At 69.4% G+C, this 17,378-nt stretch carries 18 protein-coding genes; 6 read left to right on the top strand and 12 right to left on the bottom strand.

Annotated elements, in window-relative coordinates; translation table 11 throughout:
- Positions 1-125: 125 nt before the first annotated feature.
- Complete coding sequence (locus ED92_RS24945; protein WP_037342366.1) at positions 126-1,313, top strand: 8-amino-7-oxononanoate synthase; 1,188 nt, start codon at positions 126-128, stop codon at positions 1,311-1,313.
- Here ED92_RS24945 and ED92_RS24940 read toward each other — a convergent pair.
- Positions 1,279-1,761 carry a GNAT family N-acetyltransferase gene (locus ED92_RS24940; RefSeq protein WP_037342365.1) on the bottom strand — a complete coding sequence of 161 codons (483 nt, stop codon included), beginning with the start codon at positions 1,759-1,761 and terminating at the stop codon, positions 1,279-1,281. The two genes, ED92_RS24945 and ED92_RS24940, sit on opposite strands and share 35 nt — an antisense overlap.
- Positions 1,762-1,794: 33 nt before the next feature.
- Entirely contained in the window at positions 1,795-2,628 is an 834-nt protein-coding gene (locus tag ED92_RS24935; protein ID WP_037342644.1) for a trypsin-like serine protease, read from the bottom strand.
- A 346-nt stretch (positions 2,629-2,974) separates the two neighbouring features.
- On the opposite strand from ED92_RS24935, the gene ED92_RS24930 reads away from it, so the two are divergent.
- Together ED92_RS24930 and ED92_RS24925 are read left to right on the top strand one after the other, a co-directional pair.
- Complete coding sequence (locus tag ED92_RS24930; RefSeq protein WP_037342364.1) at positions 2,975-3,637, top strand: M15 family metallopeptidase; 663 nt, start codon at positions 2,975-2,977, stop codon at positions 3,635-3,637.
- A 76-nt stretch (positions 3,638-3,713) separates the two neighbouring features.
- Entirely contained in the window at positions 3,714-5,108 is a 1,395-nt protein-coding gene (locus ED92_RS24925) for a mycothione reductase (protein ID WP_037342363.1), read from the top strand.
- 66 nt (positions 5,109-5,174) lie between these two features.
- On the opposite strand, the gene ED92_RS24920 is transcribed toward ED92_RS24925, so the two are convergent.
- The gene (locus ED92_RS24920; RefSeq protein ID WP_037342362.1) at positions 5,175-5,651 is read right to left on the bottom strand and encodes a hypothetical protein; all 477 of its coding nucleotides are present in this window, start codon (positions 5,649-5,651) and stop codon (positions 5,175-5,177) included.
- A gap of 92 nt (positions 5,652-5,743) precedes the next feature.
- The gene (locus ED92_RS24915; RefSeq protein ID WP_052120832.1) at positions 5,744-6,991 is read right to left on the bottom strand and encodes an MFS transporter; all 1,248 of its coding nucleotides are present in this window, start codon (positions 6,989-6,991) and stop codon (positions 5,744-5,746) included.
- A 48-nt stretch (positions 6,992-7,039) separates the two neighbouring features.
- On the opposite strand from ED92_RS24915, the gene ED92_RS24910 reads away from it, so the two are divergent.
- Complete coding sequence (locus ED92_RS24910; protein ID WP_037342360.1) at positions 7,040-7,729, top strand: FadR/GntR family transcriptional regulator; 690 nt, start codon at positions 7,040-7,042, stop codon at positions 7,727-7,729.
- A 62-nt stretch (positions 7,730-7,791) separates the two neighbouring features.
- Here the strand turns inward: ED92_RS24910 and map are convergent, their stop codons facing one another.
- The 6 genes from map to dxr all read right to left on the bottom strand — a co-directional run bounded on the left by map (position 7,792) and on the right by dxr (position 15,261).
- Positions 7,792-8,649, bottom strand: a complete 858-nt coding sequence (gene map / locus ED92_RS24905; RefSeq protein ID WP_037342359.1) for a type I methionyl aminopeptidase — start codon at positions 8,647-8,649, stop codon at positions 7,792-7,794.
- 23 nt (positions 8,650-8,672) lie between these two features.
- Complete coding sequence (locus ED92_RS24900; protein ID WP_037342358.1) at positions 8,673-10,478, bottom strand: penicillin-binding transpeptidase domain-containing protein; 1,806 nt, start codon at positions 10,476-10,478, stop codon at positions 8,673-8,675.
- A gap of 50 nt (positions 10,479-10,528) precedes the next feature.
- A complete protein-coding gene (locus tag ED92_RS24895) occupies positions 10,529-11,383 on the bottom strand; it encodes a GNAT family N-acetyltransferase (protein WP_037342357.1) in 855 nt (284 codons plus the stop codon).
- 154 nt (positions 11,384-11,537) lie between these two features.
- The gene (ispG, locus tag ED92_RS24890) at positions 11,538-12,689 is read right to left on the bottom strand and encodes a flavodoxin-dependent (E)-4-hydroxy-3-methylbut-2-enyl-diphosphate synthase (RefSeq protein ID WP_073849032.1); all 1,152 of its coding nucleotides are present in this window, start codon (positions 12,687-12,689) and stop codon (positions 11,538-11,540) included.
- A gap of 118 nt (positions 12,690-12,807) precedes the next feature.
- Positions 12,808-14,052 (bottom strand): RIP metalloprotease, encoded by a 1,245-nt coding sequence (locus tag ED92_RS24885; RefSeq protein WP_037342355.1) that lies wholly within the window; start codon positions 14,050-14,052, stop codon positions 12,808-12,810.
- Positions 14,053-14,055: 3 nt separating this feature from the next.
- Positions 14,056-15,261 carry a 1-deoxy-D-xylulose-5-phosphate reductoisomerase gene (gene dxr / locus ED92_RS24880; protein ID WP_037342354.1) on the bottom strand — a complete coding sequence of 402 codons (1,206 nt, stop codon included), beginning with the start codon at positions 15,259-15,261 and terminating at the stop codon, positions 14,056-14,058.
- A gap of 95 nt (positions 15,262-15,356) precedes the next feature.
- Here dxr and ED92_RS24875 point away from each other — a divergent pair, with 95 nt between their 5' ends.
- On the top strand, positions 15,357-15,626 hold the full coding sequence (locus tag ED92_RS24875) for a DUF2631 domain-containing protein (RefSeq protein ID WP_037342353.1): 270 nt from the start codon (positions 15,357-15,359) through the stop codon (positions 15,624-15,626).
- Positions 15,627-15,638: 12 nt separating this feature from the next.
- On the opposite strand, the gene ED92_RS24870 is transcribed toward ED92_RS24875, so the two are convergent.
- A complete protein-coding gene (locus tag ED92_RS24870; protein ID WP_037342352.1) occupies positions 15,639-16,250 on the bottom strand; it encodes a hypothetical protein in 612 nt (203 codons plus the stop codon).
- Positions 16,251-16,387: 137 nt separating this feature from the next.
- On the opposite strand from ED92_RS24870, the gene ED92_RS24865 reads away from it, so the two are divergent.
- Positions 16,388-17,062, top strand: coding sequence for a peptidylprolyl isomerase (locus ED92_RS24865; RefSeq protein ID WP_037342351.1), 675 nt, complete (start codon positions 16,388-16,390; stop codon positions 17,060-17,062).
- A 43-nt stretch (positions 17,063-17,105) separates the two neighbouring features.
- On the opposite strand, the gene ED92_RS24860 is transcribed toward ED92_RS24865, so the two are convergent.
- Entirely contained in the window at positions 17,106-17,369 is a 264-nt protein-coding gene (locus ED92_RS24860; protein WP_152610995.1) for a hypothetical protein, read from the bottom strand.
- Positions 17,370-17,378: the final 9 nt, after the last annotated feature.

The raw sequence follows: 17,378 nt of genomic DNA, 5'->3' as shown, positions 1-17,378 counted from the left end.
CCTCCGGCGGCTAGTGCCATGAACGGTCCGTTCCTTGCAAATTTCGCAAGGAACGGACCGTTCATTGCGTTCGGAGTGGGGACCACCACGTCCATCGGGAAACGGCGGATGGGAGACTGCGGGACGTGACTTCTCCCGGCCCCGCCTCCCAGAACCTCCCGCCCGACCAGGTCTTCGACTGGCTCGACGTAGAGGCTGAGAAGCGGGCCGAGGCCGGGCTGGTGCGCAAGCTGCGCATCCGGCAGGCGCAGGAGCCGGAGCTGGACCTCGCCGGAAACGACTACCTCGGGCTCGCCAGGGACAAACGTGTCGCCGGCGCGGCGGCCGCGGCCGCGCTGCGCTGGGGCGCCGGGGCCACTGGCTCCCGGCTCGTCTCCGGCACCACCGAGGTCCACGCCGAACTCGAGCACGAACTCGCCCGCTTCTGCGGCACGCAGGCCGCGCTGGTCTTCTCGTCCGGGTTCACCGCGAACCTCGGCGCCGTCACGGCCCTGTCCGGCGCGGATTCCGCGATCGTCACGGACAAGTACATCCACGCCTCGCTGATCGAGGGCTGCCGCCTGTCCCGGTCGGACATCGCCGCCGTCGCGCACAGCGACCCGAACGCCTTCAAGCACGCGCTGGCGACCCGCCGCAAACCGCGCGCGCTCGTCGTCACCGATTCCGTGTTCTCCGTCGACGGCGACATCGCCCCCTTGGAGCAGCTCGCCGGTGTCTGCCGGGAGCACGGCGCGTCGCTGCTCGTCGACGACGCGCACGGCTTCGGCGTCCTCGGCGAGGGCGGCCGCGGCGCCGTCCACGCGGCCGGGCTCTCCGGCGCGCCGGACGTCGTCACCACGATCACGCTGTCGAAATCCCTTGGGGCGCAAGGCGGAGCGGTGCTCGGGCCGCGTCGCGTGATCAAACATCTCGTGGACACCGCGCGCAGTTTCATCTTCGACACCGGGCTCGCGCCCGCCAGTGCCGCCGCCGCGCTGGCCGCCCTCACCGCGCTGAAGGCCGAGCCGGAGCTGGCCACCAAGGTGACCGAAGTCGCGGGAAACCTTGCGATGCAACTGAAATCGGCGGGTTTCCGGGTCGGTCTCCCGGACGCCGCGGTGATCTCGGTGCAGGCGCCGTCGCCGGAGGCCGCCGTCGCGTGGGCGGCCGCGTGCGCCGATCAGGGCGTGCGCGTCGGCTGCTTCCGGCCGCCGTCCGTGCCGGACGGCATCTCCCGCCTGCGCCTGACCGCGCGGGCCGACCTCACCGAGGCCGACGTGGACCGCGCGGTCGGGGTGATCACGGCCGCGGCGCCTCCCGGCGCCACATCGTGAGGTGCGGGATGCCGTCCTCCATGAACTCCTCGCCCTCCACCACGAAGCCGTACTTGGCGTAGAACTTCGTCGCGTACGTCTGCGCGTCGAGGACGCACGGCGCGTCCCCGATCCCCGCGAGAGCGGTCTCCATCAGCCGTCCCGCGAGCCCCTTGCCGCGTGAGCGGACGGCCGTGCACACCCGGCCGATGCGAAAGGTGCCGCCGGCGTCCTGCAGCACCCGCAGGTACGAGTCGACGGCGACGGAACCGCCGATCCAGAGGTGCCGCGTGCCGGGCAGGAGGTCGCGTCCGTCGATCTCGTGATAGGCGCAGTCCTGCTCGACGACGAACACGTCCACGCGCAGGCGGAGGATGCCGTGCAGCTGTGCGGCGGTGATCTCGTCACCGGCGACGGACAGCGGGAACGACGAGGTCTCGATGATCGGGGTGTCGGTGCTCACGCCCACTTGTTAGCACATCGGGCGTGAAGAAGGCACCGATCAGCCGATCAGGCCCCGGTTCTTCTGCTGGGAGATCTCGTTCGCGAAGTGGGAGACGCGGGTGTACACGCCGGGTTTGCCCGCCTTCGCGCAGCCTTCGCCGAAGGACACGATCCCGATCAGCGTGTCGCCCACCATGAGCGGTCCGCCCGAATCGCCCTGGCAGGCGTCGACGCCACCTTCGTCGTAGCCGGCGCACACCATGTCGCTCGGGTCGTAGCCCGAGTACGCGGTGCGGCAGGTCTTGTCGCTGACCACGGGGACGACCGCGCTGCGCAGGTAGTCCGACCGCGCCCCGCCGTCGGCGACCCGGCCCCAGCCGAGGACCGTCGCCTTCGTGCCTTCCTGGTACAGGTCGGCGTTGCCGTTGTCCGCGACCTTCGCGGGCCGGTACGGCAGCTGACCGCTGACCGTCATCACCGCGATGTCGTCGCCCTTGCCGGGATCGCCGCTGTAGTCGGGGCTGACCCAGATCCGCGAGACCCGCAGCTCGATGCCGTCGCGCGAACGCTTGTCCTCGCGCCCCGCGACCACGCGGACGTCGGCGCGTTTGACCGCGACCGCGCAGTGCGCCGCCGTCGCGACCGTCGTGGAGCTGACGATCACCGCGCCGCAGTACTGGTTGCCGCCGCGATCGGCCAAGTAGACCGCGTATGGGTATTGCGAAACCGAAGCCTTGCCACCACCCACGATCCGCGGCTGGGCGGCCTGATCCGGGCCGCTCACCGCGCTGTCGTCCGCGGACGCGCTGTTGACCGCGACCGGCACCATCACCGCCGTCGCGAGGACCGCTCCGACCGCGAGCAGCAGCGTGCGGCGTGACTTCTTGGGCATGTTCTGTCCCTTCACCGGGGCGTACGTACGGTCAAACCCTGGGAAGTCATTCGACTCCAGCGCGTACACGAGCGATCGCGAATACCCTAATCGGAGAAAGCCCGATGCGGTGTCACTGAAACGGGTGGAACTGTGCTCACCGAACGCATCTGTCACCCTGGACGTCGTGCGGGCTACGGCGACGGTTCTGGCGGCTACGGCCCTTCTGCTTTCTTCGTGTGCGAACCCCGCGCCGCCCAGCCCAGTTCCCGGCCCTCCCGCGGAAACCTCTTCAGCGGCAACGACTCCGGCCACATCGGCCCCGCCTCCCACACCGGTCTGGCAGGTCGGCGCGAAGCCGCTTCCCTTGCGCCGTGACGGTTTCGGGCAGATCCTCCCGACTCCTCCGGTACTGGCGAACCGTTCCCTGCCGACCGCCGATCTGCTGCCCCCGCCCGCCGGGAACCGGTTCACGGGCACGGTGAATCCCGTTCCCGCAGGGGTTCTCGCGCGCAGCACGTGGCAGCCCGCCTGCCCGGTCAAGGCAGGCGAACTTCGCTATCTCACGTTGTCGTTCTGGGGTTTCGACGGCCGCGCGCACACCGGGGAAATGCTCGTGAACGCGTCGGTGGCGAACGCCGTCGTCACCGTGTTCGGGCGGTTGTTCGCCGCGAAATTCCCGATCGAGGAAATGCGCGTGACCGCTCCCGCCGAACTCACCGCTCCCCCGACGGGTGACGGGAACAACACCACCGCCTTCGTCTGCCGTCCGGCCCGCGGCCTGACGAACTGGTCGGCGCACGCCTACGGGCTCGCGATCGACGTCGACCCGTTCTGCAATCCGTACACCAAGGGCGACCTCGTCCTGCCCGAACTCGCGTCGGCGTACCTCGACCGGGGAAACCGGCGGCCGGGGATGATCACCGCCGGCGATCCGACGGTGGCCGCCTTCACCGCGATCGGCTGGACGTGGGGCGGCTCCTGGACGACGCCGACGGACCGGATGCACTTCAGCTCCACCGGCCGCTGAACCGGGAACAACCGGCCGCCGTGACAAGTTGGCTAGAGTCGGAACCACCCCCGCTCCCGCCGCAAAGGAAGACAGCGTGCCCCACTACGACCTGGTGATCGTCGGTACCGGATCGGGCAACTCGATCCTCGACCCGCGTTTCGCGGACTGGAACACGGCGATCGTGGAGAAGGGCACGTTCGGCGGCACCTGCCTGAACGTGGGCTGCATCCCGACGAAGATGTTCGTGCACGCCGCCAACGTCGCGGCCACCCCCGCCACGTCGTCGAAGTTCGGCGTCGACGAGGAGCTGACCGGTGTCCGCTGGCGCGACGTGCGCGACCGGATCTTCGGCCGGATCGACCCGATCGCCGAGGGCGGCCGGGAGTACCGCGTCCAGCACGAGGACAACAAGAACGTCACCGTGTACGAGGGCGAAGGCCGCTTCACCGGGCACAAGGAACTTCGGGTCAGCTACTCCGACGGCCGCCCGGCCGAGACGATCACCGCCGACAAGTTCGTGCTCGCCGCCGGCGGGCGGCCGGTGATCCCGGACATCCCCGGCCTCGCCGAGACCGGCTACCACACCTCCGACACGGTGATGCGGCTCGACGAGCTGCCGTCGAGCATCGTGATCCTCGGCGGCGGGTACATCGCGGCCGAGTTCGCGCACGTCTTCGCCTCGTTCGGGGTGGACGTGACCGTGGTCAACCGCTCCGGCGCGCTGCTGCGGTCCGAGGACGACGACGTCAGCGCCCGGTTCACCGAGCTGGCCGCGCAGCGGTTCGACGTCCGGCTCGACCGCAAGACCGTCCGCGCGCGCAAGACCGCGTCGGGGGTCGCCCTGGACCTCGAAGGCCCGGAGGGCGCCGAAACCGTCGAGGCCGACGTGCTGCTGGTCGCGACCGGCCGCACGCCGAACTCCGACCTCCTGGACGTCGCCGCCACCGGCGTGACCACGGGCGAGCGCGGGCACGTCGTGGTCGACGAGTACCAGCAGACCGTGGTCGACGGGATCTACACGCTCGGCGACATCTCGTCGGTCTTCGAGCTGAAGCACGTCGCGAACCACGAGCAGCGCGTGGTGCAGCACAACCTGCTGCACCCGGACGAGCGGATCGAAGCCGACCACCGGTTCGTCCCGCACGCGGTGTTCACCTCGCCGCAGGTCGCCTCCGTCGGGCTGACCGAACGCGAGGCACGCGAGCGTGGCGTGTCGTACGTGACGTCGCATCAGGACTACGCCGGCATCGCGTACGGCTGGGCGATGGAGGACACGACCGGCTTCGCGAAGCTGCTCGCCGACCCGGCCACCGGGCAGCTGCTGGGCGCGCACATCATCGGTCCGCAGGCGTCTTCGGTGATCCAGCCGCTGATCCAGGCGATGAGCTTCGGGCTGGACGCGAAGAGCATGGCGCGCGGGCAGTACTGGATCCACCCGGCGATGCCGGAACTGGTCGAGAACGCGCTGCTGAACCTGCCCCTGGACTGACCCCGCCGCATTTAGTCCTCTGAATGCGCCTTACCCCGGGCGCGTTCAGAGGACTAAATGCGCCGGTCAGACGACGCGGTCGCAGGCGCGGGCCCCGTTCCGCGCCGCCAGCTCGCCGACGGCGTTGCCCGTGGTGTCCGAGACGGCCATCAGGGCGGGCGAGCGGGCCCCCTCCCCCGAGAACCGCTCACCCGCCTCGACGTACCGGCGGATCGCCGCCAAGAACTCCTCCCGCGCCGATGCCGCCCCTCCTGGCACCGTGCGGACCCCCGTCGCCCCCTTGAGGACGTCCTTGGCGTCGTCCACCTTCACCGCGACGTAGTGCTGCCACTTGCGCAGCTCCGTCGCGGCCTCCCCCTCCGGATCCGGCCAGTAGCGCTGGATCTCGGCGCCACTGTCCTTCCACACCTGTACGCACACCCGGTCGACGGCACGGTAGAACTCGTGCGGCGAGAGCACCGCGGGTGCCCGCTCCGGCACCACGGCGATGCACACCGCGGCGAAACACGCCAGAGCCGAGCCGTACGCCAGTCCCTCCACCACGCCGACCCCCAGGACCGAGTTTTTTGAACAGGTTCAACTCGCTCAGGCTATGGCTCCGCCCCGGGACGGGTCAAGAAGTTTTTTGAACGCGTTCAGACGAAGCGGCGACGACCGGCGAAGGCACCGAAGGTCATCTGGGCGGCGAAGACCGCGAGCATCATGATCCAGGGGACGGTCCAGCCGTGGGTGAGGTCGTGAAGCAGCCCGAAGAGGAACGGCCCGACGGCCGCCATCAGGTAGCCGATGCCCTGCGCCATCCCCGACAGCCGCGCGGTGTCCTCGCCGGTGCGGGCCCGCAGCGCGATCACCGTCAGCGCGAGCGAGAAGACGCTCATCCCGAGCCCGATGAGGAGGCACCAGAGCAGCGGCGAGGCGGCGGGCGCGACCATCATGCCGACCATGCCGACGAAGCCGGGAACGCCCAGTCCGACGATCCACGGGCTCTGGCTCTTGTGCCGGGCGGCCATCGGCGCCACCACGAGACTGATCGGGACGGCGATGAGCGAGATCAACCCGAGCAACAGCCCGGAATCCCCCTTGCTCACCCCCGCGTCGATCATCACTTCCGGCAGCCAGCCCATCACGACGTAGGCCAAAAAGGCCTGAGTGCCGAAGAAAAGCGTGACCATCCACGCAAGGGGGCTACGCAGGAGCGATCGCCCGCTACCCTGCTTGCCTGCCTCGGCAACGGGCGCACGTCCCGCACCGCGGGCTGCGAGAATCCAGACGAGGAGTGCGAGCACCGCCAGTACCGACCAGGCGCCGAGACCTTGGCGCCAGCCGCCGAACGCGTTCTCCAAGGGAGGGGTGAGCGCGGACCCCAGGGCGCCCCCGCCCTGCAGAGCGGCGGTGTACACGCCGGTCATCATGCCGACACGTGCCGGGAAGGAGTCCTTGATGACGACCGGGATCAGTACGTTCGCCAAGGCGATTCCCGCCGTGGCGACCAGGGTTCCCCCGAGCACGACGTACGGTCCGTCGATCACGCGCAGCACCAGGCCGACGGCCAGCACCGAAAGCGCGGACGCGATGGCCGCGCCGATGCCGAACCGGCGGGCCAGCAGTGGCGCGGCGAGTCCGGCGGCGGCGAAACAGAGGCCGGGGAGCGTGGTGAGCACGCCGGCCCAGGTCGCCGTGGCGCCGAGGTCGTCGCGCATTTCGCCGAGCATGGGGCCGATACTGGTGATCGCGGGCCGCAGATTGAGGGCCACCAGGATCACCGCGACACCGAGCAGAACGCCGCCGGTGATCACTCCCGGCCGCCACTCCGTTTCGATCGAGCCTTCGAGTTCAAGGCTTTCGTCGAACGGGGCCACGGATTCTCGAGAGTCGACACGCACGTCGGCTAGTATCACATACATAGGATGATTGGATGAAGGGACAACGCTGTGCCATTGGCCACCACGCGCCGTGCCGGCCTGGTCGATCAGGTCATCGAGCAGCTGCGTGACGCCGTCACGCAGGGAGAATGGCCCATCGGTCAGCGGATTCCGACGGAACCCGAGCTGGCCGGGCAACTCGGCGTCGGGCGCAACACCGTCCGCGAGGCCGTTCGCGCGCTCGCGCACACGGGGCTGCTCGAGGTCCGCCAGGGCGACGGAACCTACGTGCGGGCGACGAGCGAGGTCTCGGGCGCCATCCGGCGGCTCTGCGGTTCCGAACTGCGCGAGGTGCTGCAGGTGCGGCGCATCCTCGAGGTCGAGGGCGCCCGGCTCGCGGCCGTGTCGCGGACCGAGGATGAGGTCGTCGAGCTGCGGTCCCTGCTCGAACGCCGCAACGCCGAGCTGCGCGACGGCCATTGGGAGGACTTCGCCCGCCTCGACGCGGAATTCCACTTCGCGGTCGTCCAAAGTGGACATAACACCCTGTTGACCGAGATGTACCGCGGGCTCACCGAGGTGATCACGGCCAGCGTGGCCGCCACGTCGAATGTGACGCCGGGGCGCGAGTATCTGCCGGAGATAGGGCATGAAGGCCTCGCCGAGGCCATCGCCGACCGCGACGCCGACCGTGCCGCCACCGAGGCGTGCGGTTTCCTGGACGAACTCCTGGCCAGGGTGGAGCAGGACGACGCCTGACCCTGAAGTACATGAAGGCCCCCTTCCTTGCGCCTGGCACAAGGAAGGGGGCCTTCATGTACTTACGGCAGCGTGAGGATCTCGGCGCCGTCCTCGGTCACCACGAGGGTGTGCTCGAACTGGGCCGTCCACTTCTTGTCCTTGGTGGTGACGGTCCAGTCGTCGGCCCAGATGTCGTAGTCGATGGTGCCGAGGGTGATCATCGGCTCGATCGTGAAGGTCATGCCCTGCTCGATGACCGTCTCGACGGACGGCTCCTCGTAGTGCAGGACGGTCGGCGCGGTGTGGAATGCGGGCCCGACACCGTGGCCGGTGAAGTCGCGCACGACCCCGTAGCCGAACCGCTTCGCGTACGACTCGATGACGCGGCCGATGACGTTGAGCTGCCTGCCGGGGCGGACGGCCTTGATGGCGCGCATGGTCGCCTCGCGTGTGCGCTCGACCAGCAGCCGTGCCTCCTCCGAGACGTCGCCCGCCAGGAACGTCGCGTTGGTGTCGCCGTGGACGCCGCCGATGAACGCGGTGACGTCGATGTTGCAGATGTCGCCGTCCTCGATCACCGTCGAATCCGGGATGCCGTGGCAGATGACCTCGTTGAGCGAGGTGCAGCACGACTTCGGGAACGCGCGGTAGCCGAGCGTCGACGGGTACGCGTGGTTGTCCAGCAGGAACTCGTGGATCACCTTGTCGATGTCGTCGGTGGTCGCACCGGGCTTGACGGCCTTGCCGCCCTCCTCCAGCGCCTGCGCCGCGATCCGGCCCGCGACCCGCATCGCCTCGATCACCTCGGGCGTGCGGACCCCGTTGCCCGTGTCGCGTTTCGGCGCCGGCCGGTCGACGTACTCGGGACGGGCGATGCTGGCGGGGACGACTCGCCTCGGCGTCTGGACGCCGGGCTTCAAGGGGGAGCGAACGGACATGAGCCCAGCCTACGACCTGGCGGCTAACCGAGCCCCGTCAGGAAGCGCTGCGCGGCCTCGACCGCGGGCCTGGACGTCCCCGCGTCGGTCGTCAGCACCGCGAAGGCCAGGTCCCCGGTGTAGCCGACGAACCAGCCGTGCGCATGCGTGCCGTCGCCGAACTGCGCCGTCCCGGTCTTGCCCCGGACGTCCGGCAAGGGCTTGAGCAGTGTCGCCGTGCCGTCGGTGACGACCTCGCGCATCATCCCGCGCAGCGCGTCGAGCACCTCCGGCTTGATCGGTTTGCCGAGCCCGGACGACGTGGTGGCCATCCCCCGCACCAGCGTCGGCACCGGCACCTTCCCCGACTGGACCGTCGCGGTGGCGACCGCCAGCCCGAACGGGCTCGCCACGACGGTCCCCTGGCCGAACCCGTTCTCCGCCCGCTGCGCGACGGTGTTCGCCGGCGGCGACGAACCGGTGATCGTCGTCAGGCCCGGGATCACGAAGTCGGCGCCGACGCCGAGGTCGCGCGCGGCGTCGGTCAGCGCGGCGGGAGGCAGATCGGTCGAGAGCTTCGCGAACGTCGTGTTGCAGGACTTGGCGAACGCCGTGGAGAGCGGGACGACGCCGAGGGCGAACTTGCCCTCGTTCGGCACCGTCCGGTTCTCGAAGGTGGCCGTGCCGGGGCAGTCCACCGGGCTGTCCGCCCGCACCGAGCCCGCGGACAGCGCCGCGACGGCGGTGGCCATCTTGAACGTGGAGCCCGGCGGGAAGCGGCCGGTGAGCGCGATCGCGCCCTGCGGATCGGCCGGGGCGTTCTGCGCCACCGCCAGCAGTTCGCCGGTCGACGGCTGGATCGCCACCAGCGCGGCCGCCGTCGGGACCGGGGCGAGCGCCCGTTCCGCCGAACCCTGCGCCTTCACGCTGAGCGTGCTGACGACCGCGGGGGCCGGTTTGGGGTGTTCGGAGTGCAGGTCGACGATCTCGCCGCCGCCCGTGTCGAGGGTGACGACGCGCCAGCCCGCCGAGCCCTCCACCTGATCCTCGACGAGCGTCCGGACCGCGGGCAGCACCTGCTTGCCGAAGTTCTTGTCGTCCGGGAGCAGCCTTTCCTGCTGGCTGAACCGGACCCCGGGCAGGTCGTAGATCTCGGGTTTCACCTCTTGGTAGCTGTTCGCCCGCAGGCTCACCACCGGATAGCCGGAGCCGGGTTTGAGCGTCTTCACACCGTCGCGGATCGACTGACCGGTCACCGACGCCTCGAACCGGTTGAGTGCCGCGCCAAGCTTGTCGGTGACGGCCACCAGGTCGCCCGCCTTCGCCGGGTCGAGCACGACGCTGACGACGGTCTGCGGGCGCAGCAACGGTGTCCCGTCGCGGTCCAGCACCGGCGCGAGGGCCGGCGGATCGGCCTTCAGCGCGATGCTCTGCTGCGCGGCCAGCTGCGGGTGCAGGACGGTCGGCAGCCAGCGCACCTTCCAGCCGTCCTGGGTGGAATGGAGCTGCGCGTCGGCCTTGTACGTCCAGACCCGGCCGCGCGGGAGGTTCCAGGTGAGCCGGTAGGTCGCCGTCGCGTTGTCCGCGCCGGACGAGTGCCGGACCTCGTCGGCCGCGACCTTGATCGACTCGGGGGAAAGCGCCTTCCGCGTCATCTCCACCGAAGACCGCGCGGCGTCCGGCGAATCGGTGAAGAAGGCCGCGGCGGCGACGTCACCGGAGGCGAGCCCGTCGAGGAAACCCGTGATCGCGTCCTCCGGACCGGAATCGGCGAAGAGCCCGCACCCGGCGGCCGAGAGGCCCACCACCCCCGCGAGCACGACGACGGCGACACGACGACCTGCTTGCATGCCCCGGATCCTGCCAGTCCGGGCACTGTCCACCCTGGCGCAACGCCGATCTAGAACAGAACCGTCGCGTACTGCCCGACCTGCTGGAAGCCGATCTTGCGGTAGGCGGCGAGCGCGGGGCTGTTGTAGGCGTTGACGTACAGGCTGGCCGTGCGGCCCATCCCGCGGACGAGCCTGGTCACCACGGACGCCGTCCCGGCGGTGCCGAGACCGCCGCCGCGGCGTTCCGGATGCACCCAGACCCCCTGGATCTGGCCGACCGTGGAGGACATCGCGCCGATCTCGGCCTTGAAGACGACCTCGCCGTCTTCGAAGCGCGCGAACGCCCGGCCGCCGGCGATCAGCTCCGCGACGCGGGCGCGATACCCGGCGCCACCGTCACCGGTGCGGGGGTCGACGCCGACCTCCTCGACGAACATGGCGATCGCGGCCGGGAGATAGCGGTCGAGTTCCTCCGGGCGCACCGCGCGGACCAGCGGATCGGCGGCGACGGACGGAATCCCGTCGAGCGCCATCAGCGGCTGATCGTGCCGGACTTCCCTGGCGGGGCCCCATTCCGGCTCGAGTTCGTCCCACAGCCCCAGTACCTGCTCGGCCGGGCCGACGAGCGACGAGCAGCTCCGCTGACGGCGCAGGGCGCGATCGGCGAAGGAACGCAGAGCGGAGGCGTTGCCGCGCAACGGGATCAGATTCGGCCCGGAGAAGCACAGCCCCTGAAGCCTGCCCGCCCGGACCGGACGGGAATCGGCGGCCCAGAGCTCACCACCGAGCCGCCAGGGGTCGAGACCCGCGGTCTCCACCCTGGCACTCACCATGCAGCTGCCGACCGGGTCTGTGGCGAGCGCGGCACGGACCGCGGGATAGTCCCGATCATCGAGCAGCCGTGCTCCTGCAAGCCGCAACACCACTCCAGGGTGCCAGATGAGCGGCGTAAACGGAACGCGAGCTTCACGACACGCTGAGAGAACTTCGGCAGGTCGGGGCCGCCAAGTGCAAGGAAAGGTCCTTTCCTCGCAAAATTTGCGAGGAAAGGACCGTTCCTGGCGTGGTCTCGACCAGTCAGCCGACGGTGACGGTGGGCTCTCCCTCACCGATCGTCTGGCCCGACTCCTCGGCGATCCGCATGGCTTCTTCGATCAGCGTCTCGACGATCGCGTGCTCGGGCACGGTCTTGATGACCTCGCCCTTGACGAAGATCTGGCCCTTGCCGTTACCCGACGCGACACCGAGGTCGGCCTCGCGCGCCTCACCGGGACCGTTGACGACGCAGCCCATGACCGCGACGCGCAGCGGGACCTCCATGCCCTCCAGACCGGCGGTGACCTGCTCGGCGAGCGTGTAGACGTCCACCTGCGCGCGGCCGCACGAGGGGCACGAGACGATCTCGAGCTTGCGCTCCTTGAGGTTCAGCGACTGCAGGATCTGGATCCCGACCTTGACCTCTTCCACCGGCGGCGCCGACAGCGAGACGCGGATCGTGTCGCCGATGCCCTGCCGCAGCAGCGCGCCGAACGCGACGGCCGATTTGATGGTGCCCTGGAACGCCGGGCCCGCCTCGGTGACCCCGAGGTGCAGCGGGTAGTCGCACTGCTCGGCGAGGATCTCGTACGCGCGCACCATGACCACCGGGTCGTTGTGCTTCACGGAGATCTTCACGTCGTAGAAGTCGTGCTCGGCGAACAGCGACGCCTCCCACAGCGCCGACTCGGCCAGCGCCTCCGGGGTCGCCTTGCCGTACTTGTCCATGATCCGCTTGTCCAGCGAACCCGCGTTGACGCCGATCCGGATCGGGGTGCCGTGATCCTTCGCGGCCTTCGCGATCTCCTTGACCTGGTCGTCGAACTTGCGGATGTTGCCCGGGTTCACCCGGACCGCCGCGCAACCCGCCTCGATCGCGGCGAAGACGTACTTCGGCTGGAAGTGGATGTCGGCGATCACCGGGATCTGCGACTTCTTCGCGATCGCGGGCAGCGCTTCGGCGTCGTCCGCGGACGGGCACGCGACGCGCACGATGTCACAGCCCGCAGCGGTGAGCTCGGCGATCTGCTGCAGGGTCGCGTTGACGTCGGAAGTGAGCGTGGTGGTCATCGACTGCACCGAAATCGGGTGCTCGCTGCCGACGCCCACCGGCCCGACCTGCAGCTGTCGGGTCTTGCGACGCTCGGAGAGGACGGGAGGAGGAAGCGCTGGCATACCAAGAGCGACAGTCACGCCGTCAAGCGTACCTACCCCGATCGGCGGACATCCACGACGTCAGCCGTCACGGTGAGCAGCATTACCTGGGCAGCCCAATGATGCTGACAGCGCGCTCCGTCGCCGTCCTCTCGCGTCACTGAAACAGCTTGACCGGGTTCACGATGTCGGCGGTGACGGTGAGCAGGGTCACGGCACCGCCGATGAAGACGAGCACCATCGTGACCGCGGACAGCTTCGTGTAGTCGACCGGTCCGCCCGCCGCCTTGCCGCGCAGCTTCCGGATCCAGTCGCGCACCCGCTCGTACCAGACGACCGCGATATGCCCGCCGTCGAGCGGGAGCAGCGGCAGCAGGTTGAACACGCCGATGAAGAAGTTCAGGCTCGCCAGCAGGAGCACGAAGATCTCCCACAGGCCGCGCTCGGCCGCCTCGCCACCGATCCGGCTGGCGCCGACGACGCTGACCGGGGTGTTCGGGTCGCGCTCGCCGCCGAAGATGGAATCCACCACCGCGGGGATCCGCGACGGGAACTCGATCAGCCGCTTGGCGGTCTCGGAGAACATCGTGCCGGTGAAGCTGAGCGTCCCGCCGATGGCGTCGACCGGGCCGTAGGTGAGCAGCGGCGGTGCGGTGTTCTGGATCGGCGAAGCGCCGATCATGCCGACGTCCTTGACCGTGGTGTTGTTGGAACCGTCGGCGACCAGCCGCTGCACGCGCGGCACGTCGACGGTCAGGTTCAGCCGCTGCCCGTTCCGTTCGACCACGAACGGCGTCGGGCCGCTGGCGACCTGGACGGCCGCGAGCATCTCGCGCCAGGTCTTGATCGGCTTGCCCGCCACGGAGACGACCTTGTCGCCCGCCTGGAGGCCGGCCGTCTTCGCGGGGGTCGGGGCGTTAGGCGGGCAGGTGGTGTCGTTCAGCTGCTCCACCGTGGTGGCCGCGCGGGCGCAGGACGTGGCGCTGATCACGGCTTCGGTGGGAGCGGCCTGCGCGGCCGGGTTCGGCAGGCCCATGGTGACGGCCATCAGATAGAGGATGACGAAACCGAGGATGAAGTGCATCGCCGAGCCCGCCGACATGACGACGGTGCGCTTCCAGGTCTTGAAGCGCCACATCGCGCGCTTCGACTCTTCCGGGGTGACCTCGTCGAGCGCGGTCATGCCCGCGATGTCGCAGAACCCGCCGAGCGGGATCCACTTCACGCCGTACTCGGTCTCACCGCGGCGGAAGGAGAAGATCGTCGGCCCGAAGCCGATGAAGTAGCGCCGGACCTTCATACCGAAGGCCTTGGCCGCCCACATGTGACCGGCTTCGTGCAGGGCGACGGACAGGCAGATACCCAGCGCGAACAGCACGATCCCGAGAATGAACCAGAGCACGCGCTACTTCCCCTTACCGATCAGCGCACCGGCACGCGCGCGAGCCCAGCGCTCGGCAGCTAGTACGTCATCCACGTCGCGAGGTTCACGACGCCATTCGTCGGCGGCTTCCACCACCTGGGCAATAGTGTCCACAATCGAGGTGAAGCCGGTGTTCTGTGCCAGGAAGGCCGCGACCAGCTCCTCGTTCGCCGCGTTGTAGACCGCCGGGACGCAGCCGCCCACGGTTCCGGCGTGCCTCGCGAGCTCGACGGCCGGGAACGCCTCGTTGTCCAGCGGCTCGAAGGTCCAGCTCGCGGGCTTGTCCCAGACGCACGCGGCCGCGGCGCCGGGCACGCGGTCCGGCCAGTGCAGGGCCAGCGCGATCGGCAGCCGCATGTCGGGCGGGCTGGCCTGGGCGATCGTCGAACCGTCCACGAAGGTCACCATCGAGTGGATGATCGACTGCGGGTGGACGACCACGTCGATGCGGTCGGTCTCGATGTCGAACAGGAGCTTCGCCTCGATCAGCTCCAGCCCCTTGTTGACCAAGGTGGACGAGTTGATCGTGATGAGCGGGCCCATCGACCAGGTCGGATGCGCCATCGCCTGCTCGACCGTGACGTCGGCCAACTCCGCGCGCTTACGCCCGCGGAACGGCCCGCCGGAGGCGGTGAGCACCAGCCGGGCGACCTCGGATTCGCGGCCGGCGCGCAGGGCCTGCGCGATCGCGGAGTGCTCGGAATCCACCGGGACGAGCTGGCCGGGCTTGGCCGCGGCCAGCACGAGCGGCCCGCCCGCGATCAGCGACTCCTTGTTGGCCAGCGCGAGCGTGGCGCCGGTGGCGAGCGCGCGCAGGGTCGGCGGGAGGCCCTGGGAACCGGGAAGCGCGTTGAGCACGACGTCGACGGGGGTGGCGTCGATCATCTCGACGACCGCGTCGGCCCCGGCGAAGATGCGCGGGAGCTTGAAGTCGCCGCTGGAGTAACCGCGCTTCTGCGCCTCGGCGTACAGCGCGAGCTGCAGGTCTTCGACGGCCGTCGGCCTGCTGATGGCGACGGCGTCGACCTGGTGCGCCAAGGCCTGGGCGGCCAGGGCGGCGGGGTCGGAGCCGCCCGCGGCGATCCCGGCGACCCGGAACAGCTCCGGGTTGCGGGCCGCGACGTCGAGGGCCTGGGCGCCGACCGATCCGGTCGAACCGAGCACGAGCACACTTCGCGAGGTAGTCATCGGGGCTCATTGTCGCTTGGGGCCCGTCGGGCGCGTGCAGCCAGGTGTGGGATCATTCGCGGGCAAGCGAACCATCGGGTTTTGAGGAGTTGATCGTGGCGAGCAAAGCGGTCGAAAAGCGCGGCCGGGTGGGCGTCGACACCGTTGACCCCCGCGACGAGCCGTCGGCCGAGTGGGGCTGGCACGGTTCCTTCCCGAAGGCGACGCGGATCGCGGGCTGGCTGAGCGCGATCATCCTGCTGGTGATGCTGTACGGCAACCACCACGGCTGGACCGAGAACCTGTGGCTGATCGGCCTGTCGCTGCTGATGATGTTCGGGCTGGTGCTCGACATCCGCAAGCAGCGCACGGCCTGGCGCAAGTAGCTCCTTCACGGCTCAATGGCCCCTGTCCACCTTCGTGGGCAGGGGCCATTCGCCGTTCTGGGCCCACAGCTCGTTGACGATCTTGACCGCGTCGCCGGCCTCGACCCCGTAGCGATGCCGGTACTTCGCCGCCGGCCGCTGGATCGCCGCGGCGACGTCCCCGATGGCGACGTTGTTCCACGAGTCGTTCGGGAAGAACTGCCGCATCACGGCGAGGAACCGGCCGGTCGCCCACACCGGGTCGGTCCGCTGTTCGAAGGATCCCCAGCTAGCGCGCTGCTGGAAGAGCCCGACCGAGTCACCGAGGCCGCCGTCGAGGTTGGCGATACTCGACTCGACGATCACCGTGGCGATCGCGATGGCCGCGGCGCGATCGTTGAGCCCCGATCTCTGCACGGTCTCGACGATCACTCTGGCGCACGAGGTGTTGTACGGGTTCATGTAGCCGCGCATCTTGGTGGCGAGCTGCTGGTTGAGGCTTTGGGCGGAGTCGCTGTCGTCGGCGGACACGCCCGCTTGGACGCACGGCAGGGCTACGTGTTCGACCTGGTCGGGCCGGATCTCGGTGGGCGGGAGCACGATGGCGGCGAGGGCGAGGTACGCGGCGGTGAGTGAGCTCAGCATGTGCGGTGACCGTTCGGTGCAGGTGGTCGTGAGTGGCGATTCGTGTTCTAACCCGAATCGCCACTCACGACCACCCGGACGGCACCCCCGCGTGAACGGCTACCCGACGACCAGCCTTTTGGGTTAGGTTCCCCCTCATGAAGCTGCGCTGGGGTGTCACCGCTGTCGTTTCCGCTCTCGCCGCCGTGTTCCTGCCCGGCGTCGCCACCGCCGCGCCCGCCACGGCGTCCCTGCCGATCGTGCGCTGCGAGTTCACGCCGACGCCGGAAAACCCCGCGGCCCGCCCGGTCCTGCGCCCGCTCCCCTTCGCCCTGACCCGCGGCACCGTCGACGTCACGTTCCGCTTCAACTACGGCCCGGTGACCGTGCGCCTGAACCGCGCCGGCGCCGCCCCGTGCGCCGTCCACAACCTGGCGAGCCTGGCCCTGCAGCGCTTCTACGACCACAGCCAGTGCTGGCGCCTGACGAACTCCTCGCGCCTCGGCGTCCTGCAGTGCGGCGACATCTACGAAGCCGAAAAGGGCGGGCCGGGCTACAAGTTCCCCGACGAGGTCGACGGCACCGAGACCTACGAACGCGGCACCATCGCCATGGGCAACCAGGGCCCCGGCACCAACGGCAGCGAGTTCTTCATCGTGCACTCGTTCGCGAACATCCCGAAGAACTACTCGGTGATGGGCAAGGTCGTGCGGGGCATGGAGGTGCTGGACCGGATCGTGGCGAACGGCATCATCCCGACGGATCCGAACGGCCCCGCCGATGGGCTGCCCGCGAAGCCGGTGAAGATCCAGAAGGCGACCGTCGGTTTCTGACCGGAGCGCAGGGATCTCTCCTCCACGAATTCAGCGAGCACGCTCAGGGCTGATGCCGGACGAAGTCGGGAATCCCGTCGGCCGACGCCGGATCCTTGATCGGGTACAGCGTCATCCCTTCCGGAGCGCGGGCACGCGAGATCTGAATGCCGTGCAGACACGCATCACACCAGAGATAGACCGTGGCGAGACGGGTCTCCGGATAGCCGAGATACCTGATTTCCAACCGGTTCTTCTCGCAACGCGGACACGGATGGTGATCGATCCGGTCCGAACCTCCGTCAATGACGGAAATCAGCGTCGACATCCAGCCGGT

It is taken from the genome of Amycolatopsis sp. MJM2582, assembly GCF_000754115.1.
GTDB lineage: Bacteria > Actinomycetota > Actinomycetes > Mycobacteriales > Pseudonocardiaceae > Amycolatopsis > Amycolatopsis japonica.
Note: the sequence above shows the minus strand (reverse complement) of the source record. Positions and strands in the feature narration are given on the sequence as shown.